This is a genomic window from Allocatelliglobosispora scoriae, from assembly GCF_014204945.1.
Taxonomy (GTDB): domain Bacteria; phylum Actinomycetota; class Actinomycetes; order Mycobacteriales; family Micromonosporaceae; genus Allocatelliglobosispora; species Allocatelliglobosispora scoriae.
Genome location: NZ_JACHMN010000003.1, coordinates 1,281,956 through 1,305,341 on the forward strand (window position 1 = coordinate 1,281,956; position 23,386 = coordinate 1,305,341).

Sequence of the window (23,386 nt, forward strand, 5' to 3'; positions counted from 1 at the left end):
GCGGGGTAACCTCGCTGGCGGCGGTCGGTAAGTGCCGGTCGCTGTTTGGAGGGAGCATCATGCTGGGACTCGAAGCGAAGTTGTCGAAGGCGTGGGAGGGCAAGTCTGCCCAGGACATCGCCGACGCGCCGGTGACGGCGATCCAGGGCGTGTCCGAGACGGACGCCAAGCACCTGCTGGAGGCGTTCGGCATCAAGACCGTCCGTGACCTCGGGACGAACAAGTTCTTCCGCTGGGCACAGGGCATCGCGGCACTCGCCGACTAGTAGTGGCTCTACATAAGACCTCTACATAAGACAGGGCGCGACTCGTGCGAGTCGCGCCCTGTGCTGTGTTGCCGTGTTGCCGGGTCGCTTCGCTCTCGCGCGCCCCTGTGCAACGTCTTCCTTCGTCGCTTCGCTCCTCAGTCCAGACGTCGCGGCGCGCTTCGCGAAGCTCCCGTGTTGCCGGGTCGCTTCGCTCTCGCGCGCCCCGGTGCAACGTCTTCCTTCGTCGCTTCGCTCCTCAGTCCAGACGTCGCGGCGCGCTTCGCGAAGCTCCCGTGTTGCCGGGTCGCTTCGCTCTCGCGCGCCCCGGTGCAACGTCTTCCTTCGTCGCTTCGCTCCTCAGTCCAGACGTCGCGGCGCGCTTCGCGAAGCTCTCGTACCTGGATGGATCTTTACGGCAGGCGCGGGCCCGCCTCGCGCTGGGCCCCGAGCCAGTTCTCCACCTCGGCGCTGGTGCGCGGGAGCCCGGCCGAGAGGTTGACGCACCCCTCGGCCGTGACCATGACATCGTCCTCGATCCGGACGCCGACGCCGCGCAGCTCGGCCGGGACGAGCTCGTCTTCGGCCTGGAAGTAGAGCCCCGGCTCGACGGTGAGGACATAGCCCTCGTCCAGCTCGCCGTCGCGGTATGCCTCGTTGCGGGCATTGGCGCAGTCGTGCACATCGAGGCCGAGCATGTGGCCGAAGCCGTGCAGGGTCCACCGGCGGTAGATCATCGAGTCCTTCTCCATCGCCTCGTCGACCGAGCACGGGAGGATGCCCAGGTCGGCGAGGCCCTCGGCGAGGACCCGCATGCACGTGGTGTGCACATCGGTGAACTTGACGCCCGGCTTGATGAAGTCCATGCCCGCCTGCTGCGAGGCGTGGACGATGTCGTAGACCTGCTTCTGCAGCGGCGTGAACCGCCCGCTCACCGGGATCGTCCGGGTGATGTCGGCGGTGTAGAGGTTGCGGTTCTCCACCCCCATGTCCATCAGCAGCAGCTTGCCGGGCTCGGTGCGCCCGTCGTTGCGGATCCAGTGCAGGATCGTCGCGTGCGCGTCGGAGCCGACGATCGACGTGTAGCCCACGTCGTTGCCGTCGTGACGCGCCCGCAGCCCGAAGACGCCCTCGATGAGGCGCTCCGAGACCGCGCGGTCGGCCGGGATGATCCGGGCGACATCCTCGAAGCCACGGGTGGTGGCGTCGATCGCGTCCTGGAGCTGGGCGATCTCCCAGGCGTCCTTGACGAGCTTGTGCTCGGAGATCGTCCAGGCGAGTTCGGCGTCGCGGTGGTTCTTGCCGTCCGCTTCGAGAACGGGCAGCACCGCCTTGTCGACCCGGGGGTCGAAGCCGCGCAGGACCCGGGTGCGGTTGGGCGCGAGCCCGGCCAGCACCCCCGGCAGGTCCGCGAGGTTGGCGGTGGCGACGCCCAGCTCGGTCGACTTCTCGCTGAGCGTGTGCCGCCGGCCGATCCACAGCTCGCCGTAGAGGCGGTCGGTGAAGAACTCGTCCGTCGTCCGCGGCGAGCGCGGGCGCACGTAGAGCACGGCTTCGCCGTCGGGCCGGATGACCAGCACGCTCTCGGGGTCGAACTCACCCGTGAGCCAGAAGAAGTCGCTTCCTGGCCGATAGGTGTAGTTGGTGTCGTTTGCCCGAACCTGCTCGTGGCCGCTCGGGATGACCAGCGTGTCGCCAGGGAAGGTGGCGGCAAGCCGGGCCCGTCGGGCCGCGTGGTTCGGTGCGCCGGTGGTCAAGGTCACCGGTAGTTCGGTGTCGCGCCAGCCCGATCGCATGAACTGCACGAACTTCTCCGGGTACGCCGGATCGTGCGTTTGCTGGGCCTTGTCCTTCTCGGTGCCCGCGCCTGCTGCTTCTGGCTGCTCGGCCTCGGTCATTCGGATCCTCCCATCCGTAGTGCGGTGCACCGCGCCGTTGCGGCACACCTTCCCCGACGGTACTCCCGGGGACCGACAGCTCGTTGATCAACCCGGCTCGTCGATGGGCCAGATCGAGTGGCTCTCGATGAGCCACGGTGGGCGTCCTAACGATCCCGGGACGTGGAAGGATGGGCTCCATGTGTGGATTGCTTGCGTTCTTCAGTGCCTATGGCGAAGCTCACCAGCACAAGGCGGCCCTCGGTGAGGCCCTGGAGTGCATGCACCACCGAGGCCCGGATGAGACCGGCGTCGAGGTGGTCGGGCTGGACGCCGTCTTCGCGCACAAGCGCCTGTCGATCATCGATGTGGCGCTGTCGCACGAGCCGCTCGGTTACGACCACGGCCGCTACCTGCTCACCTTCAACGGCGAGATCTACAACTACCTGGAGCTGCGCGACCAGCTCGCCGCCGAGTTCGGCGCCCAGTTCGCCACCAACGGCGACGGTGAGGTGATCGTCGCGGGCTACCACTACTGGGGCGAGGCGATCCTCGACAAGCTGCGCGGGATGTTCTCCTTCGTCATCTGGGACCAGCAGGAGCGGGTGGCCTTCGGCGCCCGCGACCCCTTCGGCATCAAGCCGATGCACTACCTGGAGACCAACGACGGGCTCTACCTCGCGAGCGAGAAGAAGGCGCTGCTGCCCTTCGCCGACTCCGCCTCGCGCGGTGACGCGGGCATCGACACCGCCAACCTGTCGCACTACCTGACCCTGCAGTATGTCCCCGAGCCGCGGACCCTGCACAAGGGCATCTCGCGGATCGGTTCCGGCGAGTGCCTCACCTGGAGCCCGGGGGAGCGGGTCAAGACCCGCCGCTACTACCGCGCCGTCTTCCGGCCCACGCCGACCGACAACCCCGAGGCGCTCTACGCCCGGATCCGCGAGACGCTGCGCGAGAGCGTGCGCATGCACATGCGCTCCGACGTGCCCGTGGGCGCGTTCCTCTCCAGCGGCATCGACTCGACCGCCGTCGTGGCCCTGGCCCGGGAGTTCAACCCCAACATCCTGACCTTCACCGTGGGGTACGACGTAGCCGGCTACTCCGAGATCGACGTCGCGCAGGACTCGGCCCGGCACCTCGACGTGACGACGATCCCCACCAAGATCGGCGCCCAGGAGATGATGGACGCCCTTCCCAAGATCGTCTGGCACCTGGACGACCCGGTCGCCGACCCCGCGCTCGTCCCGCTCTACTTCGTCGCGAAGAAGGCCGCCGAGCACGTCACGGTGGTCCTCTCCGGTGAGGGCGCCGACGAGTTCTTCGGCGGCTACACGATCTATCGCGAGCCGCTGTCGCTCTCGATGGTCAACGATCTGCCCGACGGGCTGCAGAAGGGCCTGCGCGCGGTCTCCAAGGTGATCCCGCAGGGTGTCAAGGGCAAGAGCTTCCTGGAGCGCGGCACCACGCCGATCGAGGCCCGCTACTACGGCAACGCGCGGATCTTCAACGAGGCCGAGAAGCAGAAGCTGCTGCGGCGCTACGACCCCTCGGTGCGCTACACCGATGTCACCGCGCCGATCTATGCCGAGGTGCCCGACCTCGACGATGTCACCACGATGCAGTATGTCGACCTCTACACCTGGCTGCGCGGCGACATCCTGGTCAAGGCCGACCGCATGTCGATGGCGCACTCGCTCGAACTCCGGGTGCCCTTCCTCGACAAGGAGGTCTTCGATGTCGCCTCCATCGTGCCGGTCGACCTGAAGCTCCCGCCGCGCTCCGACGCCACGAAGTACGCCATGCGCCAGGCGCTGCAGACCGTCGTGCCCCCGGCGATCGTCAACCGCCGCAAGCTCGGCTTCCCGACCCCGACCCGGGTCTGGCTCGCCGGCGAGATGTACGACTGGGCCCGCAACATCTTCGCCACCTCCGGCGCGGGTGAGCTGCTGGACCTCAAGTACGCCGACCGGCTGCTCCAGGAGCACAAGGCGGGCGAGGCCGACCACAGCCGCAAGATCTGGACCGTGCTCGTCTTCTGCATCTGGCACGCGATCTTCGTGGCGAAGACTTTGGATCCAGGCATCAGTCGTAATCAATCGGCCTTGCTCACCAAGCCCGTTGTCGGTTCGATGGTGTCGTGACCTATGCGGTGATCCTCGGTGAGGCATTGATCGATCTGCTCTCGACCGCCGACGGCGCGCTGACCCCGGTGGTGGGCGGCGCGCCGTTCAACGTCGCGGTCGGGCTCGCCCGCCTCGGCACCCCTGCCCACCTGCTCACCGCCGTCGGCGGGGACACCTTCGGCGACCGGATCGTCGATTACGCGGCGGCGGCCGGGGTGGGGGTCGGCGGGATCGTCCGGGTGCCCGCGCCGACACCGCTCGCCGTGGCCACCTACACCGGCAGCGAGGCGTCCTTCGCCTTCTACGGGGACCCGCCGGCGTACGGGATGCTGGCCCCCACCGACCTCGACCCGGACCTGCTCGCGGGGGCGTCGGTGCTCTACTGCGGCTCGATCGCCCTGCTCGGCGCCGCGTCGCTGCGCGCCGCCCGGCACGCCTGGGCCACGCCGGGGCCGCTGCGGGCGTTCGACCCGAACGTGCGGCCCTTCCTGCTGCCCGACGCGCACGCCGCCGCCCGGCTCCGCGCGATCGTCGAGGAGTTCTCGGCCGGTGCCGACCTCGTCAAGCTCAGCCTCGCCGACGCGACCGCGCTCTACGGCCCGGTGCCGCCGAGCCGGGTGGCGCTGCGGTTGCTGGCGCTGGGGGCCGGGACCGTCGTCGTCACCCTCGGCGCGGCGGGAGCGATGATCTTCCGGCACCGCGACGACGCGGCGCCCCGGCCGGAGCGGATGGCGGTCGACTACATCCACAGCCGCGCCGAGAGCGTCTTCGGCCTGCCGGTGCACCCGGGACAGGTGATCGACACGACCGGCGCCGGTGACTCGGTCGTCGCCGCGCTGATGCACCGGATGCTCGCCGGGCTGCCGGACTCCGGCTCGTGGATCGAGGCGGTGGAGTTCGCGCTGCGGGTCTCGGCCCACGTCTGCGCCCGGCGCGGCGGCGCGGTGGCGATGCCGACCCTCGTCGAGCTGGCGGCGAGCTAGCTCAGATCAGCGCGTCGAGCTCGTCGTAGCCCCGGGCGACCGCGAGCGTCGCCTCGTGCCGCCCGGCGTCGCCCCAGCGGGTCAGCGCGGTGGCACCGGCGACCTTCTCCGGCGGCACGCCGTCGCCGTGCCCGTCGCGGATCAGCCAGGCCAGGTCGGCGAGCTCGTCGTGCTGCGCGGCGACGAAGTCCCGGCCCACCGGCGCGCCGTGGCCGGGGATCACCCGGGTGGCCGGTCCCAGCCCGTCCCGCAGGGCCGCGACCGTCGCCGGCCAGGCCATCGGGAACGCGTCGCCGAACCCGGGCGGCGCGCCCTCCTCGATCAGATCGCCCGCGATCACCAGGTCGGCGTCGGGCACGTCGACGACGAGGTCGCCCTCGGTGTGTCCGCGGCCCAGGTGGCGCAGCCCGATGACCCGACCGCCGATCGTCAGGGCCTGCGCACTGTGCACCAGGTGGTCGGGCGGGCGGATCGTGATCCGGGCGATCGCGTCGGCGAAGGCCGGATCCTCGCCGCGGAACTCCTCCCACCAGGATCGCTGCAGCGCCGTGCCCCGCTCCCGAAGGATCGCCGCCGCCCGCTCGTGCGCCCAGATCGGCGTGGGTGGCGGCGCGATCACCTCGTTGCCGAAGCAGTGGTCGAAGTGGTGGTGGGTGTTGACGACGACGAGCGGCGCCGTGGTGACCCGGCGGACGGCGTCGAGCAGCTCGGTGGCCTGATCGTCGGTGGAGAGGGTGTCGACCAGCAGCGCCTCGCCGTCGCCGACGACGAGGGTCACGTTGACCCGCAGCATCGGCTCGACCAGCACGAAGACCCGGTCGCTCAGCTCGGTGAAGGCGGTCATCAGGCGCCTCCGGTCGCCTTCTCCACGAATCGGTGCCGGTCGACGACGATCCGCTCGACCTGCCCGTCGGCGATGACGAGGTCCTCGTCGCGGACCGTCACGTCGAAGGTGAGCCTGCGCCCGTCGGACCTGGTCAGCAGGGCCTCCGCCACCACGAGCCGGCCCACCGGGGTGGGCGAGCGGTGGTCGAGCTGGACGTGGACACCCACGCTGGTGAACCCGGCCGGCAGGTGTGACGAGGTCGCGGCGACCGTGGCGGCCTCGGCGAGCGCGAGGACCCGGGGAGTGCCGAGCACGGGGACATCGCCCGAGCCCAGAGCCTGTGCGGTGTCGGCGTCGCCGACCAGCAGCTCGACCCGGGCGATCAGGCCGGGGGTCAGCCCGGCACCCTGTTCCATTCCTTCACCCTAGGGGTGCTTCGTCTTCGCGCGCTACTCTCTTCCGAATGGACTCCGACGGGCTGTTCGCGCTGGCCTCCGACGGCCCCTCGGCGGGCTCGGTGACGGCCGGTTTCGCGACGGCGGCGCCGGACGCCCCGCTCGCGGTGCGCATGCGCCCCGCCACGGTCGACGAGCTGATCGGCCAGGATCACCTGCTCGCGCCCGGTGCGCCGCTGCGCCGCCTGGTGAGCGGGGGCGCGCCGATGTCGGTGATCCTCTGGGGTCCGCCCGGCAGCGGCAAGACGACGATCGCCCACCTCGTCGCGTCGGCGACCGACCGGAAGTTCGTCGGCATGTCCGCGCTCAGCGCCGGGGTGAAGGATGTCCGCGCGGTGATCGACGCGGCCCGCCGGGAGCGGCGTTATGGCAGCTCAGCGACGGTTCTCTTCCTCGACGAGGTGCACCGCTTCTCCAAGACGCAGCAGGATTCGCTGCTCGCCGCCGTGGAGGACCGCACGATCACCCTACTGGCGGCGACGACGGAGAACCCGTACTTCTCGATCATCTCGCCGCTGCTCTCCCGGTGCGTGCTGCTCACGCTGCGCCCGCTCGGCGACGACGCGGTCCGCGCGCTGGTCCGGCGCGCGATCACCGACGAGCGCGGCCTGGGCGGTGCCGTCACGCTCGCCGAGGAGGCGCAGGACCATCTGGTACGCCTCGCCGGCGGCGACGTCCGCAAGGCGCTCACGGCGCTGGAGGCGGCGGCCGGATCCGCTCTGGCGCTGGACGCGGCCGAGATCGACCTCGACACCGTCGAGAAGGCGATCGACGTGGCGGCGCTGCGCTACGACCGGGCCGGCGACGGGCACTACGACGTGGTGAGCGCCTTCATCAAGAGCCTGCGCGGCTCCGATGTCGACGCGGCCCTGCACTACCTGGCCCGGATGCTCGTCGCCGGCGAGGACGCCCGCTTCATCGCCCGCCGGATGGTGATCTTCGCGTCGGAGGACATCGGGATGGCCGACCCGACCGCGCTCGGCGTGGCGACCGCCGCCGCGCAGGCCGTCGAGTTCGTCGGCCTGCCCGAGGTCCAGCTCAACCTCGCCCAGGCCGCGATCCACCTCGCCACGGCACCCAAGTCCAACGCCGTCACCACCGCCATCTTCGGCGCGATCGCCGATGTCCGGGCGGGCAAGGCCGGTGCCGTGCCGGCGCACCTGCGCGACGCCCACTACTCGGGTGCTTCGAGCATCGGCCACGGCAAGGGGTACCGCTACCCCCACGACGACCCCCGAGGTGTCGTCACTCAGCAGTACCCACCGGATGAGCTGAAGGGGGCGGAGTACTACCGTCCCACAGAGCACGGCGCCGAGCGCGCCGTGGCGGTTCGCCTGCCGAAGCTGCGCCACGTGATTCGCGGCGGAGCTGGGACGGCAGGCAACGGCGCGACGACACCACAGAATGGGGAGGGGCGCTGATGGCCCGGGATACGGACGGCGGCGGTCGAGACGGCCGGGGCCGACGCGGGGATCAGCCTGCTGACGAGGGCCGGGGCCGCCGTCGCGGCCGCAACGAGCCGGAGGAGGTTCCCGGTGAGGAGCTCGGCTGGCTCGACGACCTCCGCAGCGCCAAGGAGGCGAAGGGCGATCTCGGTCCCGGCGGGGCCGATGCCGCACCGCCGCCCGCCCGTCGGCCCCGCGCCGACGACGACGCCCCCCGCGAGCCCCGAGACGCCGGCACCCGTGGCGGTGCCGGGGATTCGCGCTGGGCGGATCTGCGCGGCGAGCCCGCGTCCGGTGCCGCTCCGGGCGCCCGGGAACCGGCACCCAGGGACGCGGCACCCCGGGACGCAGCTTCCCGAGACTCAGCACCCAGAGACGCGGCACCGAGGGAGTCGGCCCTCCGTGAGGGTGGGCGCGGACGCCGTCATGTCGACGAGCCGATCAGCGGGGCGCCGCATCCGCAGGACGCGCCGCCGCCACGGCGTACCCCCGATGAACCGCTCGTGGGCGGTCGGCGCTCGACCGAACCGACCGGCGGGACCCGACGAGCACCCGATGAGCCCCTCGGCGGCGCGCGGCGCGCGCCGGACGAGCCGATCGGCGGACCCCGGCGTGGTTCGGACGAGCTGCTCAGCGGCGGCAGGCGCGGCCTGGACGAGCCGTCGGCCCGTGGCCGGCGCGGTGACGACCGACGCGCCGACGACCGACGCGGCGATCTGGACCCGCCGCGGGGCGGCCGCCGTGGCGCCGTTCCCGAGGGCCGCAAACCGGACCCGCTGACCGATCCACTGGAGAAGCCGCTGCGCGGACCCGGCCGCCGCGCGGCATCGGCCGACCCGGTGAGCCGGGTCGAGCCGCCCCGCGCTGCCGAGCCGCGCGGAACCGAACCGCCCCCGCGCTCCGGTGGCGGTCCCGCTCGCCATGGCGGCCCCGAGCCGGAGGATCCGCTGCGTGCCGACGGTGCGCTGCGCCGGGCGAGCGGACGTTTCGTGCCGCTGGGCCCGCGCAGGCCCACCCGCCCGGTCGGCCCGGCCGTCCCCGAGTCGGGCAACGCCCGGCCGATCGACCCGGGTCCGCCGTCGGCAGGCGGCCGCCCGGGGGAGTCCCGGCGGGACCGCGATCCCCGGCGTGACGCCGAGCTCCGCCGCGACGCCGATCCGCGCCGTGATCCGGAGCTGCGCCGTGACGTCGATCCGCGCCGTGACGCCGACCCGCGAGCCGCCGATCCGAGGGTCGGCGATCCGCGTCGCGACCCGCAGCGGCCGCCCCGTGACGCGCGGCGACCGGCTCAGGATCCGCGTACCGAGCAGGCGATCCCCTTCTCCGGTGCACCCGGGGCCCCGCCGATGGGACCGCCGCCCAAGGGCGCACCGCTCGGTCCGCCGATGGGTCCGCCCGTCGGTCCGCCGCCCATGGGTGCGCCCGTGCTGGGTCCGCCGGTCATGGGCCCGCCCGTGCTGGGTCCGCCGGTGGGAGCGCCGATGAGCGCTCCGCTGGGTGCCCCGGTCGGACCGCCGCAGCGCATTCCCGTGGACGGACCGCCGCTGCGACCGGCCGACGGCACCGATGGATCCCGGCCCGATGCCGGGCCGCGCGGGAGCCGGGCCGGGCTGGCGGCCGGGGTGGACATGGTGCAGGGTGCCCGGTCGGAGCTGCGCAAGCAGATGCGCGAGCACCAGCGCCTGCGGATGTGGACGATGATCGCGGTCGTGGTGACGCTGCTCGGCGCCATCCCGCTCTACCTGATGATCCAGAGTGCGACCCGGGACCCGGTGTTCACGTCGCTGGATGCGCTCTCGGTGCCCGGCTGGGCGGCGGAGGCACCGGTCGACCAGGGCGACGGCAGCCGCTGGTGCATCATCGAGTGCCGTTACCGCGAGCGCGCGGTGCACTCGACCAAGGCGTTCGCCGAGACGTCGAAGGCGTACGAGTCGGCGCTGATCGGGGCCGGCTGGCGGAAGTGGACGCCGGAGGCCTGCCCGGAGCAGCCCGTACCGGGTGTCTACAGCTGCTGGCGCCGCGACGAGTTCACGCTGGACCTGTGGGTACGCCCACCGGCCTGCGCGGACAACCTGCTCTACAACCGCCCGACGGTCGGCCCGACGGCGAGCGAGGCCCCGGCGGACGGCATGACGCCGAACCCGAGCCCGTCGGCGGAGTGCACCGGATCGGACGTTCTGATCAAGGTGACCAACGCCATCGAGGACGGCCGGAAGGAGGGCCACGTCGAGCCGGTCAACCCTGACCTGGATCTGGAGATCGATCCGAGTCTGCTGCCGTCGGCCCCGGCGAGCCCGTAACGCACGATCACCCGCGTCGCCGCGACCGCAGGCACGACAACCGGTAAGGTCTCCCACGTCGGGCTGAGCTCCATTGCCGACCGGCGAGCTTTCGGGAGGGATGGCTGTGAACGGTGGACAGATCGCGGCGTTGATCGCCGCGGGTGCCTTCTTGATGCTGGTGATCGTGCTGGCGGTGCCGATCCTTCGGCTGCGCCACACCATCGACGCGGCGACGGACACACTGCGCGCCGTGCAGGTGCGTACCGGACCGCTGCTGGACAACGTCCACCTCACGGTGGACAACGTGAACACCGCGCTGAGCCAGGCACACGTGACGCTGGACGGCGTCAACGTGCAACTGGCCAAGGTGGACACGATGACGGCGCACGCCGCTTCGGCGACGGCGAACATCTCCAACCTCGTCACCGTCGTCTCGGCGGCGGCGGCGAACCCGCTGGTCAAGGCGGCGGCGTTCAGCTTCGGGCTGCGCCGGGCCAATGCGGCCCGCCGGGGTGCCGAGGAGGACCGCGAGGTCCGCTCCACGCTCAAGAGCCAGCGCAAGGCTCGGAAGGGTTGATCATGAAGCGTCTTCTCTGGCTGGGCGCCGGCCTAGCCGTCGGTGCCCTGGTCTTCCGCGCCGTGACCAAGAAGGCGCAGGCGTTCACCCCGGGCGGCATCGCCGACTCGCTCCGGCAAACCGGTGGCGGCGTGGCCGACTCTGTTCGAGACTTCATAGACGATGTGCGCGAGGGCATGGCCGACCGGGAGTACGAGATCCGGTCTTCCTTCGCCGATGGTGTCGCGCTGGATGACGACCAAGACCAGTCCTGGGCCCGTGGGGTCGGGGAACGCTTTTACCGCGAAGGGTGATTCACGGCAATGAGAACAGCGGAGATCAAGCGTCGATTCCTGGCCCACTTCGAGGCTCAGGGGCACACGGTCGTGCCCAGTGCCCCGTTGCCGGCCATCGACGACCCGAACCTGCTGTTCGTGAACGCCGGCATGGTGCAGTTCGTGCCCTATTTCCTGGGGCAGCAGCCGGCGCCGTGGAAGCGCGCGGTGAGCGTGCAGAAGTGCATCCGCACCCCGGACATCGACGAGGTCGGCAAGACGTCGCGGCACGGCACGTTCTTCCAGATGAACGGCAACTTCTCCTTCGGTGACTACTTCAAGGAGGAGGCGATCCCGCTCTCCTGGGATCTGATCACGAAGCCGGTCGCCGAGGGCGGCTTCGGGATCGACCCGGACAAGGTGTGGGCGACGGTCTACCTCGACGACGACGAGTCGATCGAGATCTGGCGCAAGACCGGGATGCCCCTGGAGCGGATCGTGCGCCGGGGCAAGGCCGACAACTTCTGGTCGATGGGCATCCCGGGCCCGTGCGGCCCGTGCTCGGAGATCTACGTGGACCGGGGTCCGTCCTACGGCCGCGAGGGCGGTCCGGAGGTCGACGAGGACCGCTACATGGAGATCTGGAACAACGTCTTCATGCAGTACGAGCGGGGTCCCGGCACCGACAAGGAGAATTACCCGATCCTGGGCGAGCTGCCGGCGAAGAACATCGACACCGGCATGGGCCTGGAGCGGATGGCCTCGATCATGCAGGGCGTCGACAACCTCTACGAGATCGACGAGGTCCGGCCGCTGATCGACAAGGCGTGCGAGCTGACCGGCAAGCGGTACAACGTGGCGCACACGACGACGGCGGCGCAGTCGCACCCCGACGACGTGAAGCTGCGGGTCATCGCCGACCATGTGCGGACCGCGCTGATGCTGATCGGCGACGGCGTGACCCCGGCCAACGACGGCCGCGGCTACGTGCTGCGCCGGATCATGCGCCGCTCGATCCGGGCGGTCCGGCTGCTCGGGTTCCACGAGCCGGTCCTGCCGCACCTGCTGCCGGTGGCGCGGGACGCGATGGCGCCGTCCTACCCCGAGCTGGCGACGGACTTCGAGCGCATCTCCCAGTACGCGTACGCCGAGGAGGCGACGTTCCTGGAGACGCTGAAGTCGGGCACCACGATCCTCGACGTCGCGATCGCGGACACGAAGAAGTCCGGCGGTGCCGCGCTGCCGGGCGACAAGGCGTTCCAGCTGCACGACACCTACGGCTTCCCGATCGACCTGACGCTGGAGATCGCCGCCGAGCAGGGCCTCACCGTCGACCAGGACGGGTTCCGGCGGCTCATGGCCGAGCAGCGGACCCGGGCCAAGGCCGACGCGCAGGCGCGCAAGACCGGCCACGCCGACCTCTCCGCCTACCGGGCGGCGCTCGACGACGGCGGCGCGGTCGAGTTCACCGGCTATGCCGAGGTCAGCCGCGAGTCCCGGGTGCGGGCGCTGCTCAGCTCGACCGGTGCCACCCTGCGCAGCGCGGGCGAGGGCGACGAGCTGGAGCTCGTGCTCGACTCGACCCCGTTCTACGCCGAGGGCGGCGGCCAGCAGGCCGACACCGGTGTCATCACGGTCGGCGGCGGCAAGGTCGAGGTCTACGACGTGCAGCAGCCCATGCCGGGCCTCTACGTGCACAAGGTGCGCGTCGTCTCCGGTGAGGTCCGCGCGGGTGAGGCCGGCTTCGCCGAGATCGACGTGCTGCGGCGCAAGGCGATCTCGCGGGCGCACACGGCGACGCACCTCGTGCACCAGACGATGCGGGCCTTCCTGGGCGAGACGGCGACGCAGGCGGGCTCGCTCAACGCGCCCGGCCGGCTGCGCTTCGACTTCAACACCCCCGGCGCGGTCCCGTCGAGCGTGCTGCACGACGTGGAGCAGCAGATCAACGAGGTGCTCCTGGAGGACCTGGAGGTCCGCGCGTTCATCACCTCGCAGGCCGAGGCGCGGGCGATGGGCGCGATGGCCCTCTTCGGCGAGAAGTACGGCGAGAAGGTCCGGGTCGTCGAGGTGGGTGACTACGCCCGCGAGCTCTGCGGCGGCACGCACACCGAGCGCTCCGGACAGCTCGGCCTCGTCAAGATCCTTTCGGAGTCGTCGATCGGTTCCGGCGTACGCCGGGTCGAAGCGCTCGTCGGCCTCGACGCCTTCCGCTACCTGGCGAAGGAGCACCTGCTCGTGTCGCGCCTGGCCGAGCTCTACCGGGTCCCCAACGAGCAGGTCGCCGACCGGGTGGAGCAGACCGTCACCCAGCTCGCCGACGCGGAGCGGGAGCTCGGCAAGCTGCGGGCCCAGATGGTCCTCGCCGGTGCGGGTGCGCTCGCGGCCGGTGCGCTGGACCTCGACGGCGTCGCCTACGTCGGCACGGAGGCGCCGGAGGGTGCCGCCGTCAACGACGTGCGCACGCTCGCCCAGGAGGTCCGGGGCCAGATCCCCGCCGACCGTCCGGCGGTCGTCGCGGTCGTCTCCCGGGCCAACGGCAAGGCGTCGCTCATCGTCGCGGTCAACGGCACGGGCAAGGCGCGCGGCCTGGACGCGGGTGCGCTCGTCAAGGGTGCCCTCTCGGGTCGCGGCGGCGGCAACGCCGACCTCGCCCAGGGCGGCGGTGTCCCGGCCGACGAGGCGCCGAAGCTGCTCGCCTCCGTCGAGCGGGCACTGCGGTCCGCCGCGTGATCCGAAACGTCTCCGCAGCGCCGCGCATCGCGCGGCGCTGCGGCGTCTCCGGACCTCCGCCGGGAGGCGCCCGGTGATCCGGGGGGTACGCCTCGGCATCGACGTCGGGACCGTCCGGATCGGTGTGGCGCGCTGTGATCCCGACGGCATTCTCGCGACCCCGGTGGTGACCGTCGCCCGGGAGCGCGAGGTCGAGCATGATCCGAGAAAGCCTCGCGCGGCGGAACCCGCGACCCCCGAAAATGCGCAATCTGGGCGAAAAATTCCATCCGATATGGCCGAGATCGCCCGTATTGCAGCTGAGCATGGCACCGTGGAGATCGTCGTTGGGCTCCCGGTGAACCTCGCCGGGATGGAGGGTCCGGCGGCAAAAAGTGTCCGGGAATATGCCCTGATTCTTGCCGATGTGGTCTCTCCTATACCGATAGTCCTGGCGGACGAGAGGATGTCAACCGTCGCGGCTAGCCGTAGGCTGTCCGATCGAGGCTTGAAGGGAAAGCGCAAGCGTGCGGTTGTCGATCAGGCGGCCGCCGTGGAGATCCTGCAGAGTTATCTCGATGGGCAGCGGAGGCGGGACTGATGATCGACGAGCTGGACCTCGGCTACGAGGACCACGATCGTGGTCGATCTCGTCATCGGCGTTCCTCGCAGCGGAGGTCGGCGGTGACGAAGAAGAAGCGCGGCGGTAAGAGCTGGCTGGCGCTCCTGCTGACGCTGCTGCTGCTCGGCGGCCTCGCGGGCGGCGTCTACATCGCCTACGACAAGGTCTCGTCGCTGTTCTCCACGCCCGACTACGACGGCTCGGGCACGGCGGAGACGGTCACGATCGAGGTCAAGCAGGGCGACTTCATCGCCGACATGGGCAACACGCTCTTCCGCGCCGACGTCGTCAAGAGCGCACAGGCCTTCGTCGACGCGGCGGAGGGCAACCCGGCCGCCGTCGGCATCCAGCCCGGGTTCTACAAGGTCAGCAAGCAGCAGAGCGCCGAGTCGGCCCTCGCCGCGCTCCTCGATGCCAAGAACCGACTGGTCAACAAGTTCACCGTGCCCGAGGGCATGATCACGCTCCAGGTCTATGACAAGCTCGCCAAGGAGTTCGGCTTCAAGCTCGCCGACGTCAAGGCGCTCGCGGCCGACCCGGTGAAGCTCGGCGTGCCGGAGTGGTGGTTCAACCGCAAGGACGGCAAGAAGTCGGCCCGCTCCCTGGAGGGCTTCCTCTTCCCGTCGACCTATGACTTCCCGCCCAACGTGACCGCCGAGCTCGCCCTCAAACTGATGGTGAAGCAGTTCCTCGACGTGACGACGAGGCTCGGTTTCGTCGACAAGGTGCAGGCCGAGCGGGGCATCTCGCCCTACGAGGCACTCGTCGCGGCCTCGATCGCGCAGGCCGAGGCGGTCAACGACAAGGACATGGGCCCAGTCGCCCGCGCCCTCTACAACCGCGTCTACGCCGGGAAATACGGCCCGTGCAAGTGTCTGCAGATCGACAGCGCGGTCAACTACTGGTTCCGCCTGCAGGGCAAGGAGCCTAAGGACTCCAACGACCTCTACCAGGCTGAGCTGCACGACAAGAAGAACCCCTACAACACCCACGTCGTGGACGGACTGCCGGTCGGACCGATCAGCAACCCGGGTGAGGCAGCCCTCAAGGGCGCGATGGACCCGCCGCCCTCCGACTATGTATTCTTCGTGACCATCGACAAGCAGGGCACCATGGGCTACGCCAAGGACGGCCAGTTGCAGACCCTCATCAACGAGGCCTGTAAGAACGGCGTCCTCCACGGCGACCTCTGCTGATCGGCGCCACCGCCGTCGCCGCGGAGCACTGCCGCGGAGTCACCCCCCGATAGGCACCGGAGGCGATTTTGATGATCGACGACCTGGACATCGAGTTCGATGACCATGATCGCGATCGGTCCCGGCACCGCCGCTCGGCGGACCGCCGCCCGTCAGGCCGCCGCCAGGACGACCGTGGTTACGGCGAGCCGGTCTACGACGACGACAGCCGTTACGACCAGCGGCGGCCGAAGGGCAAGTCCAAGGGCAAGAAAAAGAAGAAGAAGCGCGGCAAGAGCGGCCTCGCGCTGCTGCTGACCCTGCTGCTGCTCGGCGGCCTCGCGGGCGGCATCTACGTCGCCTATGACAAGGTCTCCAGCTTCTTCGTCACTCCCGACTACGACGGCGCCGGCAACGGCGAGAGCATCACGATCGAGATCAAGCAGGGCGAGTACATCGCCGACATGGCGAACACCCTCGTCAAGGCCGGTGTGATCAAGAGCGCCGCCGCCTTCATCGAGGCGGCCGAGGCGAACTCCGAGTCGACCGGCATTCAGCCGGGCTTCTACAAGGTCAGCAAGGAGATGAGCGGCGCGAGCGCCGTCACCGCCCTGCTCGACCTGAAGAACCGCATCGTCAAGGGCATCACGATCCCCGAGCACCTGATCTCGATCCAGATCTACGACAAGCTCTCCAAGGAGCTGGAGATCCCGGTCGCCGACTTCGTCGCGGCGGCGAAGGATCCGGTCAAGCTCGGCGTACCGGACTGGTGGTTCAAGCGCAACGACGGCAAGAAGTCGGCGATGGGCGTGGAGGGCTTCCTCTACCCGTCGACCTATGAGTTCCCGCCGAAGCCGACCGCCGAGACCGTGCTGAAGCAGATGATCGACAAGTTCCTCGACGTGACCGGCAAGATGAAGTTCGCCGACACGGTGCAGGCCAAGCTGGGCGGCGTCTCACCCTACGAGGCGCTGATCGTGGCGTCGATCGCGCAGGCCGAGTCCCTGGACGCCAAGGACCTCGGCCCGGTGGCCCGGGTCATGTTCAACCGGGTCTACAAGGACTTCCCCTGCAACTGCCTGCAGATCGACAGCGCGGTCAACTACTCGCTGCGCATCCGGGGCAAGATCCCGAAGGACTCCAACCAGATCCTGCGGTCCGAGCAGCACAACATGGCCGACCCGTACAACACCTTCGACGCGCCGAAATACTCCGGCCTGCCGATCGGCCCGATCGGGAATCCGGGCGAGGCCGCGCTGCGGGGCGCCATGGACCCGCCGAAGAACGACTACTTCTACTTCATGACGACCGATTCCAAGGGCACCATGGGGTACGCCAAGGACTGGGCCGGTCACTGCCGGAACTTCCAGACGGCCGTGAAGAACAAGATCCTCACCGGCCACTGCTGACGCGTTCGTTCGACACCGACGGCCGCCCGGGCACCCGCCGGGGCGGCCGTCGGTCGTCAGGCGCCGCTGCGAGAATGATCGCCATGGCGGACACGACCCTCCGGCGGGCGGCTGTGCTCGGTAAGCCGATCGCGCACTCGCTCTCCCCGGTGATCCACAACTCCGGCTACGCCGCGGCGGGGCTGACCGACTGGAGCTATGACCGCTTCGAGTGCGACGAGGCGGGGCTGCCCGCGTTCGTCGCCGCTCTCGACGAGTCGTGGGCGGGGCTCTCGCTCACGATGCCGCTCAAGGAGGCGGGCATGCTGGAGGCGGCCGAGATCTCGCCGGTCGCGACGGCCCTCGGCGCCTGCAACACCCTGCACCGCCGCCCCGACGGCTCCTGGTTCGCCGAGAACACCGACGCGCCGGGCATCGTCGACGCCCTCGCCTCGGCGGGCGTGACCGCCGTCGAGTCGGTCGCCGTGCTGGGTGCCGGTGGCACGGCGAGAGCCGCGATCGCCGCCGCCGCCCAGATCGCGAAGTCGGTGACCGCCTATGCCCGCAGGCCGGAGGCGATCGAGGAGCTGGCCCGGATCGCGGCGCTGCTCGGCATCCCGCTGACGGCGGGGGACTGGTCCTCGCTCGACGGGTGCGCCGGCGCCGACGCGGTGATCTCGACCCTCCCGGCCGGTGTCGCCGACGGTCTGCGCCCGGCGTGGCGGCCGGGGACCGTCGTCTTCGATGTCGTCTACAAGCCCTGGCCGACGCCGTTCGCGGCCGGTGCCGAGGCTGCGGGATGCCGGATCGTCTCGGGTCTGGACCTGCTGCTCTGCCAGGCGGTGCACCAGTTCGAGCTCTTCACGGGCGTCACCGCCCCGGTCGCCGAGATGCGCGAGGCGCTGCACGAGGCGGCCCGCAACCGCACCTGAGCGCGGTGCTCTCCAGCGCGGGTGATCACGTCGCTCTCCCCGAACCAGACGTGATCGTGGGGCGTGATCACGTCTGGTTCCCCGAAGTCGACGGGATCTCGCGGTGTGCGGGCCGGGAGACCGCCGCCCAGCACCGATCAGACCCGCGCGGTGACCGATGCGGGTGCCGAGGAGAGCTCGATCGCGCCTCGGACGAAGAGCACGGCGTAGGTGGTGGCGATCAGCACCACGGTCGCGATGACGGCGAAGGTGCTCAGCCCGATCTGATAGGCGAGCACCGGCGCCACCGCGAGCGCGATCGGCTCCAGCCCGAAGGTCGCCACCGACTCCAGCGCGAAGACCCGGCCCTGCACCTCGGCCGGGAACTCGCGCTGCAGCGCGGTGAACCAGAAGACGACGAAGACGCCGATCCCCGCCCAGGCGAGGAAGGCGGCGGCGCAGAAGACGGCGAGCGGGACCTGGAAGGCGAGGCAGAGCGGCAGCAGCGCCGACGGGGCGAGCGCGTTCATCGCCCACAGGCCGGGGCGTTTCGTGGTGACCCGCCCGGCGAGCGTCGACCCGGCGATCATGCCGATCGAGCCGGCCGCGCTGATCCAGCCGTAGGCCTCGATGCCGTAGCGCTCGGCACTGGCGACGGGCACGAGGGCGAAGTAGGGCGCGAAGACGAGGAAGACCTGCGCGGTGCCCTGGACCATGATCACCCAGGCCCAGGTGCGGCTGCGTACCTGGGCGATGCCCTCCCGGACCTCCGCGAAGAGCGAGGTGCGGACCGCCCCCGCGACCTGGGCGATGCGGGGCAGCCGGATCCAGAAGAGCGTGACGAGGCTGATCGCGAAGGTCGCCACGTCGATCATGAGCGCCCGCTGCGGGCCGACCGTGGCGACGAGCACGCCGCCGAGACCGGCGCCGACGGCGAGGCCGAGCTGGCCGGTCGCGGCGTCGAGCGAGTTGGCCTTCTGCCGCAGCTCCGCCGGGACGATCTGCGGCAGGGCGGCCCGGTGCGCCGGCTGGAACGCCGCGGTGCCCGCTCCGACCAGGGCGGCGGAGACGAGCAGCCCGGCGAGGTGGGTGGTGCCGCCGAAGACGAGGTAGCCGGTGATGCCGACCGCGCGGATCACGTCCGACCAGGCCATGACGGAGGTACGCGAGTAGCGGTCCGCGATCGCCCCGCCGAAGAGCAGCAGCAGGACGGCGAAGAGCGAGTCGACGGCGAGCACGATGCCGTAGGTGCGCCCGTCGTGCGCGGAGAGGATCAGCGCGGGCAGCGCCACGATCCGGATCCCGTTGCCGACGACACTGGTGATCTGACCGAGCCAGAACGCCCGATAGCGGGTGTCGCGCAGCAGCGTGAGCAGGGTCGGTTCAGTCACGTCCGAGGATCCTGCCCGGTGCGGGCGACCGCCCGCAAACCGATTACACCGAGTCCTGCCGGGGAAAGACCACTTCGCGGACGATCATCTGGATCGTGGCGTAGACGGGGATCGCCACCAGCACCCCGATCACGCCGAAGAGCGCGGCGCCGACGAGCGCCCCGACGATCGCGGCGAGGTTGGAGATCTGCACCGCCTTGCCCATCCGCCGCGGATAGATGATGTAGTTCTCCACCGCCTGGTAGGCGACGAAGAACGCGATCGTGATCAGCGCGAGCGTCAGCGACTGCGAGAGCGCGACGAGCACCACGACCGTCGACCCGAGAGTGGCTCCGACCTGCGGGATCAGGTCGAGCAGCGCCACGACGAGGGCGAGCAGCAGGGGATAGGGGATGCCGGTGAGCAGGCACCAGAGCAGGGCCGCCGATCCGGCGAAGGCGGCGATGGAGAGCGCGCCGACGATGTAGCCGCCGATCTTGTCCAGGGCGGCGTCGCCGAGGCGGCTCACCCGGTCCCGGCGCGACGCGGGGACGAAGTGGTAGGCGCCGGCCTTGAGATGGTCGAGGGCGGCGAGGACGAAGAGGGTGAGGATCAGCGTCGTGCCGCCGAGGAAGATCGCGCCGAGCAGGCTCGCGGCGCCGTTGACGAGCCCGGACGCCAGACCGGCGACGTGCTGCGGCGTCAGCAGCTCGGTGAGCCGGTCGTCGAGGTCGGTGGAGTCGCCGAGCCCGGTGAAGTAGGCGCTGTTCATGAGCTTGTCGACATAGCCGGGCACGGCGGCGAAGAAGGCACTCGCCTGCTCGGCGACGACCGGCACGACCAGGCCGAGGAAGCCGCAGGCGAGCAGGTTGCCGGCGATCACGACGAGGAGCACGGCGACACCCCGGCGCATCCCCCGGCGGGTCAGCGCGGCGACCGGCCGGTCCAGGCCGACGGCGAGGAAGAACGCGGCGAAGAGCATGACGAGGATCGTGCTGAGCTGCTTGACGCCGATGAGGGTGATGATCGCGACGAGGGCTCCGGCGGCGGCGGTCAGCCCGATCAGGAAGGGCGACCGGGTGAGTGGTCGCCCGCGCTCGCCGTACCCGTCCGCCATGACTGGAGCTTAAGCCAGTAAAGGTCCTTTTCGGGTCATAGCGGTCGTAACGACCAGGGCGAGGGAGGCAAAGCCGCACATCACCGCAGCCATGGGTACGCCGCTGGCCGCTCCGAACGCACCGACGAGCGGTGCGGCGAGCAGACCGATCGCCGACTGCATGGCGCCCATCAGCGCGGCGGCGGTCCCGGCGGTCGCGGGGTGCCGTTCGAGCCCGAGCGCGAACCCGTTCGGCATGATCATGCCGATGCAGGAGATGTAGAAGAAGAGCATCGGGATCACCAGCACCGCCGCGCTGAGCCCGGACCCGACGAGCGCCAGCGAGGTCGCGCCGAGCCCGGCGATGAGGGCCGAGAAGAGCAGCCGCCGGGGCGTGTGCCGCCCGACCAGCCGGGCGTTGAGCTGCCCCGCCAGCACCAGGCCGAGGGAGTTGATGCCGAAGATGAGGCCGTAGGTCTGCGGCGAGACCCCGAAGACGTCCTGCAGCACGAACGACGAGCTGGACAGGTAGGCGAAGAGCGCGGCGAAGGTGAGCCCGCCCGCGAGCGTGTAGCCGAGGAAGATCCGGTCGGTCGCGACCAGCCTCGCCCCCGCGGCGAACTCGCCGAAGCCGCCCGACCGCCGCCGCTCGACCGGCAGCGTCTCCGGCAGCCCGCGCCACGTCACCAGCAGCAGCGCGACGCCGAGACCGGTGAGGAAGACGAAGACGCCGCGCCAGCTCGTGAACTTCAGCAGCAGCGCGCCCAGGGTCGGCGCGAGGATCGGCGCGAGGCCGAAGACGAGCGACAGCCGGCTGAAGAAGCGGGCCGCCTCGTCGCCGGAGTAGAGGTCGCGGACGACGGAGCGGGCGAGCACCGTGCCGGCCCCGGCGGAGAGGCCCTGCACCAGCCTGATCACCGTCAGTGACTCCACGTTGGTCGCGAGCACGCACCCCAGCGAGGAGAGCGCGTAGGCGGCCGTCGCGATCATCGCGGGGCGCTTGCGGCCGTAGCGATCGCTGAGCGGACCGACGAAGAGGTTGCCGAAGGCCATGCCGACGAGGCAGGCGGTGAGGGTGAGCTGGATCGCCGAGGTGGTCGCGTCCAGGTCGCGGGCCATCTCCGGGAAGGACGGCAGGTACATGTCGAAGGAGAAGGCACCCACCGCCGTGAGGGCTCCCAGGACGAGCAGCATGCGGATTCGGCTAGGCGGGGCGATCACCTTCTGATCCAACACCCTGATCCGCCGGGCTGTCACGGAGTGTGAGCGCCATCGCAGCACCGCACCGTGGCGCCCAGATCCAGGGGTTCATCTGTACCACGTATTGGTCGTGACACACTGGGCGTCGTGCTGCGTTGGCTTACTGCGGGTGAATCGCATGGACCGTCCCTGACCGCGATGCTGGACGGCTGCCCGGCCGGTGTCGAGATCACGAGTGCCGAGATCGGCAATGACCTGGCCCGGCGCCGCCTCGGCTACGGCCGCGGTGCCCGGATGTCCTTCGAGCGGGACGTGGTGACGATCACCGGCGGTGTCCGGCACGGTCTCACCCTCGGCAGCCCGGTCGCGATCATCGTCGGCAACTCCGAGTGGCCCAAGTGGGAGACGGTCATGGCCGCCGACCCGGTCGACCCGGATGTCCTCGCCGCGCTCGCCCGCAACGCGCCGCTGACCCGCCCCCGGCCCGGCCACGCCGACCTCGCCGGGATGCAGAAGTTCGGGCACACCGACGCCCGGCCGATCCTGGAGCGCGCGAGCGCTCGCGAGACCGCCGCCCGCGTCGCCGTGGGTGCGGTGGCGAAGGCACTGCTCAGCCAGGGTCTCGGCATCGAGATCGTGTCGCATGTGGTGGAGCTGGGCCCGATCGCGGTCAAGCCGGGCCTCGTGCCCACGCCGGCCGACCGGGAGCGCATCGACGCCGACCCGCTGCGCTGCATGGATCCCGAGGCGAGCGCCGCCATGGTCGCCGAGGTCGACGCCGCGAAGCGGGACGCCGACACCCTCGGCGGCGTGGTCGAGGTGCTGGCCTACGGCGTACCCCCTGGTCTGGGGAGCCACACCCAGTGGGACCGCAAGCTCGACGCGCGGCTCGCCACCGCGCTCATGTCGATCCAGGCGATCAAGGGTGTCGAGATCGGCGACGCGTTCACGCAGGCCCGCTCGCGCGGGTCGAACGCGCATGACGAGATCTACCCGGGTACGGAGGGCGGCGGTGTCTTCCGCACCACCGACCGGGCCGGCGGCCTGGAGGGCGGCATCACCAACGGCCAACCGCTGCGGGTCCGCGCCGCGATGAAGCCGATCTCCTCGCTCAACCGCGCGCTCTCCACCGTGGACATCACGACCGGCGAGGCCGCGACCGCGATCAACCAGCGCTCCGACGTCTGCGCGGTCCCCGCCGCCGCGGTCGTCGCCGAGGCGATGGTCGCGCTGGTCCTGGCGGAGGCTGCGACGGAGAAGTTCGGCAGCGACTCGATCGCCGAGATCCGCCGCAACCTCGCCGGATACCTCGACGCGCTGGTGATCCGGTGAGCCCCCGAGCGGTCTTCGTCGGCGCACCGGGCAGCGGCAAGTCGACCGTCGGGCAGCTCGTCGCCGAGCGGCTCGGTGTCGGCTTCCGCGACAGCGACGCCGACATCGAGGCGCTGGCGGGCAAGCCGATCCCGGAGATCTTCATCGACGACGGCGAGCCGCACTTCCGGGCACTGGAGCGGGCGGCGGTCGCGGCCGCGCTCGCCGAGCACGACGGCGTGCTGTCGCTCGGCGGCGGCGCGATCCTCGCCGACGAGACGCGGGCGCTGCTCGCTGGGCACCAGGTCGTCTACCTCAACGTCTCGCTCAGCGACGCGGTCTCCCGGGTGGGGCTGGGGCCCGGCCGCCCGCTGCTGGCGGTCAATCCCCGCGCCACCCTGAAATACCTGCTCGACCAGCGGCGGCCGCTCTACGAGTCAGTGGCGGCGGTGACGGTGGCGACGGACGGTCGCACGCCCGAGTCGATCGCCGACGAGGTTGTCACCTTCTTGAAGTGATCAAGGGTTCCGT

General features: G+C 70.7%; 18 protein-coding genes and 1 pseudogene. 13 read left to right on the top strand and 6 right to left on the bottom strand.

Going from position 1 to position 23,386, the window contains the following annotated elements:
* Positions 1-59: 59 nt before the first annotated feature.
* On the top strand, positions 60-266 hold the full coding sequence (locus tag F4553_RS32290) for a hypothetical protein (RefSeq protein ID WP_184843786.1): 207 nt from the start codon (positions 60-62) through the stop codon (positions 264-266).
* A gap of 392 nt (positions 267-658) precedes the next feature.
* On the opposite strand, the gene F4553_RS32295 is transcribed toward F4553_RS32290, so the two are convergent.
* Positions 659-2,143 carry an aminopeptidase P family protein gene (locus F4553_RS32295; protein ID WP_184843789.1) on the bottom strand — a complete coding sequence of 495 codons (1,485 nt, stop codon included), beginning with the start codon at positions 2,141-2,143 and terminating at the stop codon, positions 659-661.
* 179 nt (positions 2,144-2,322) lie between these two features.
* On the opposite strand from F4553_RS32295, the gene asnB reads away from it, so the two are divergent.
* Together asnB and F4553_RS32305 are read left to right on the top strand one after the other, a co-directional pair.
* The gene (gene asnB / locus F4553_RS32300) at positions 2,323-4,266 is read left to right on the top strand and encodes an asparagine synthase (glutamine-hydrolyzing) (RefSeq protein ID WP_184843792.1); all 1,944 of its coding nucleotides are present in this window, start codon (positions 2,323-2,325) and stop codon (positions 4,264-4,266) included.
* Positions 4,263-5,231, top strand: a complete 969-nt coding sequence (locus F4553_RS32305; protein WP_184843795.1) for a PfkB family carbohydrate kinase — start codon at positions 4,263-4,265, stop codon at positions 5,229-5,231. Before asnB ends, F4553_RS32305 begins: the two co-directional genes overlap by 4 nt.
* A 1-nt stretch (position 5,232) precedes the next feature.
* Here the strand turns inward: F4553_RS32305 and F4553_RS32310 are convergent, their stop codons facing one another.
* Together F4553_RS32310 and F4553_RS32315 are read right to left on the bottom strand one after the other, a co-directional pair.
* A complete protein-coding gene (locus F4553_RS32310; RefSeq protein WP_376776353.1) occupies positions 5,233-6,078 on the bottom strand; it encodes an MBL fold metallo-hydrolase in 846 nt (281 codons plus the stop codon).
* A complete protein-coding gene (locus tag F4553_RS32315; RefSeq protein WP_184843800.1) occupies positions 6,075-6,473 on the bottom strand; it encodes a thioesterase family protein in 399 nt (132 codons plus the stop codon). The genes F4553_RS32310 and F4553_RS32315 overlap by 4 nt, the downstream gene beginning before the upstream one ends.
* 47 nt (positions 6,474-6,520) lie before the next feature.
* On the opposite strand from F4553_RS32315, the pseudogene F4553_RS32320 reads away from it, so the two are divergent.
* The 8 genes and pseudogenes from F4553_RS32320 to F4553_RS32360 form a co-directional block, all read left to right on the top strand.
* Positions 6,521-8,010: pseudogene (locus F4553_RS32320) on the top strand (replication-associated recombination protein A); the annotation flags it as partial.
* 2,353 nt (positions 8,011-10,363) lie between these two features.
* Positions 10,364-10,816, top strand: coding sequence for a DUF948 domain-containing protein (locus F4553_RS32330; RefSeq protein ID WP_184843808.1), 453 nt, complete (start codon positions 10,364-10,366; stop codon positions 10,814-10,816).
* A 2-nt stretch (positions 10,817-10,818) separates the two neighbouring features.
* Positions 10,819-11,109 (top strand): hypothetical protein, encoded by a 291-nt coding sequence (locus F4553_RS32335; protein ID WP_184843811.1) that lies wholly within the window; start codon positions 10,819-10,821, stop codon positions 11,107-11,109.
* Between the two features lie 9 nt (positions 11,110-11,118).
* Positions 11,119-13,803: an alanine--tRNA ligase gene (gene alaS, locus F4553_RS32340; RefSeq protein ID WP_184843814.1), complete on the top strand. Its 2,685-nt coding sequence runs from the start codon at positions 11,119-11,121 to the stop codon at positions 13,801-13,803.
* A 73-nt stretch (positions 13,804-13,876) separates the two neighbouring features.
* Positions 13,877-14,383, top strand: coding sequence for a Holliday junction resolvase RuvX (gene ruvX / locus F4553_RS32345; protein WP_184843817.1), 507 nt, complete (start codon positions 13,877-13,879; stop codon positions 14,381-14,383).
* Positions 14,383-15,600 carry an endolytic transglycosylase MltG gene (gene mltG / locus F4553_RS32350; RefSeq protein ID WP_184843820.1) on the top strand — a complete coding sequence of 406 codons (1,218 nt, stop codon included), beginning with the start codon at positions 14,383-14,385 and terminating at the stop codon, positions 15,598-15,600. Before ruvX ends, mltG (F4553_RS32350) begins: the two co-directional genes overlap by 1 nt.
* 71 nt (positions 15,601-15,671) lie before the next feature.
* Entirely contained in the window at positions 15,672-16,988 is a 1,317-nt protein-coding gene (gene mltG, locus F4553_RS32355) for an endolytic transglycosylase MltG (RefSeq protein ID WP_184843822.1), read from the top strand.
* An 83-nt stretch (positions 16,989-17,071) separates the two neighbouring features.
* Positions 17,072-17,899: a shikimate dehydrogenase gene (locus F4553_RS32360; RefSeq protein WP_184843825.1), complete on the top strand. Its 828-nt coding sequence runs from the start codon at positions 17,072-17,074 to the stop codon at positions 17,897-17,899.
* 137 nt (positions 17,900-18,036) lie between these two features.
* Here F4553_RS32360 and F4553_RS32365 read toward each other — a convergent pair whose 3' ends face one another.
* From F4553_RS32365 to F4553_RS32375, 3 genes are read right to left on the bottom strand one after another with little or no spacing between them, the layout of a single operon-like run.
* Positions 18,037-19,269, bottom strand: coding sequence for an MFS transporter (locus tag F4553_RS32365; RefSeq protein ID WP_184843828.1), 1,233 nt, complete (start codon positions 19,267-19,269; stop codon positions 18,037-18,039).
* Positions 19,270-19,312: 43 nt separating this feature from the next.
* On the bottom strand, positions 19,313-20,365 hold the full coding sequence (locus F4553_RS32370) for an AI-2E family transporter (protein WP_184843831.1): 1,053 nt from the start codon (positions 20,363-20,365) through the stop codon (positions 19,313-19,315).
* A gap of 9 nt (positions 20,366-20,374) precedes the next feature.
* Positions 20,375-21,538, bottom strand: a complete 1,164-nt coding sequence (locus tag F4553_RS32375) for a multidrug effflux MFS transporter (protein ID WP_184843834.1) — start codon at positions 21,536-21,538, stop codon at positions 20,375-20,377.
* Positions 21,539-21,691: 153 nt separating this feature from the next.
* Here F4553_RS32375 and aroC point away from each other — a divergent pair, with 153 nt between their 5' ends.
* On the top strand, positions 21,692-22,876 hold the full coding sequence (aroC, locus tag F4553_RS32380; RefSeq protein WP_184843836.1) for a chorismate synthase: 1,185 nt from the start codon (positions 21,692-21,694) through the stop codon (positions 22,874-22,876).
* The gene (locus F4553_RS32385) at positions 22,873-23,373 is read left to right on the top strand and encodes a shikimate kinase (RefSeq protein WP_184843839.1); all 501 of its coding nucleotides are present in this window, start codon (positions 22,873-22,875) and stop codon (positions 23,371-23,373) included. The genes aroC and F4553_RS32385 overlap by 4 nt, the downstream gene beginning before the upstream one ends.
* The last annotated feature ends 13 nt before the right edge of the window (positions 23,374-23,386 follow it).

What these genes read in the sequence shown, in the direction of transcription:
- F4553_RS32290 (WP_184843786.1), top strand. Translation starts at nt 60, where the DNA reads ATGCTGGGACTCGAAGCGAAGTTGTCGAAGGCGTGGGAGGGCAAGTCT.
- F4553_RS32295 (WP_184843789.1), bottom strand. Translation starts at nt 2,143, where the DNA reads ATGACCGAGGCCGAGCAGCCAGAAGCAGCAGGCGCGGGCACCGAGAAG.
- asnB (WP_184843792.1), top strand. Translation starts at nt 2,323, where the DNA reads ATGTGTGGATTGCTTGCGTTCTTCAGTGCCTATGGCGAAGCTCACCAG.
- F4553_RS32315 (WP_184843800.1), bottom strand. Translation starts at nt 6,473, where the DNA reads ATGGAACAGGGTGCCGGGCTGACCCCCGGCCTGATCGCCCGGGTCGAG.
- F4553_RS32335 (WP_184843811.1), top strand. Translation starts at nt 10,819, where the DNA reads ATGAAGCGTCTTCTCTGGCTGGGCGCCGGCCTAGCCGTCGGTGCCCTG.
- alaS (WP_184843814.1), top strand. Translation starts at nt 11,119, where the DNA reads ATGAGAACAGCGGAGATCAAGCGTCGATTCCTGGCCCACTTCGAGGCT.
- mltG (WP_184843820.1), top strand. Translation starts at nt 14,383, where the DNA reads ATGATCGACGAGCTGGACCTCGGCTACGAGGACCACGATCGTGGTCGA.
- mltG (WP_184843822.1), top strand. Translation starts at nt 15,672, where the DNA reads ATGATCGACGACCTGGACATCGAGTTCGATGACCATGATCGCGATCGG.
- F4553_RS32360 (WP_184843825.1), top strand. Translation starts at nt 17,072, where the DNA reads ATGGCGGACACGACCCTCCGGCGGGCGGCTGTGCTCGGTAAGCCGATC.
- F4553_RS32370 (WP_184843831.1), bottom strand. Translation starts at nt 20,365, where the DNA reads ATGGCGGACGGGTACGGCGAGCGCGGGCGACCACTCACCCGGTCGCCC.
- F4553_RS32375 (WP_184843834.1), bottom strand. Translation starts at nt 21,538, where the DNA reads ATGCTGCTCGTCCTGGGAGCCCTCACGGCGGTGGGTGCCTTCTCCTTC.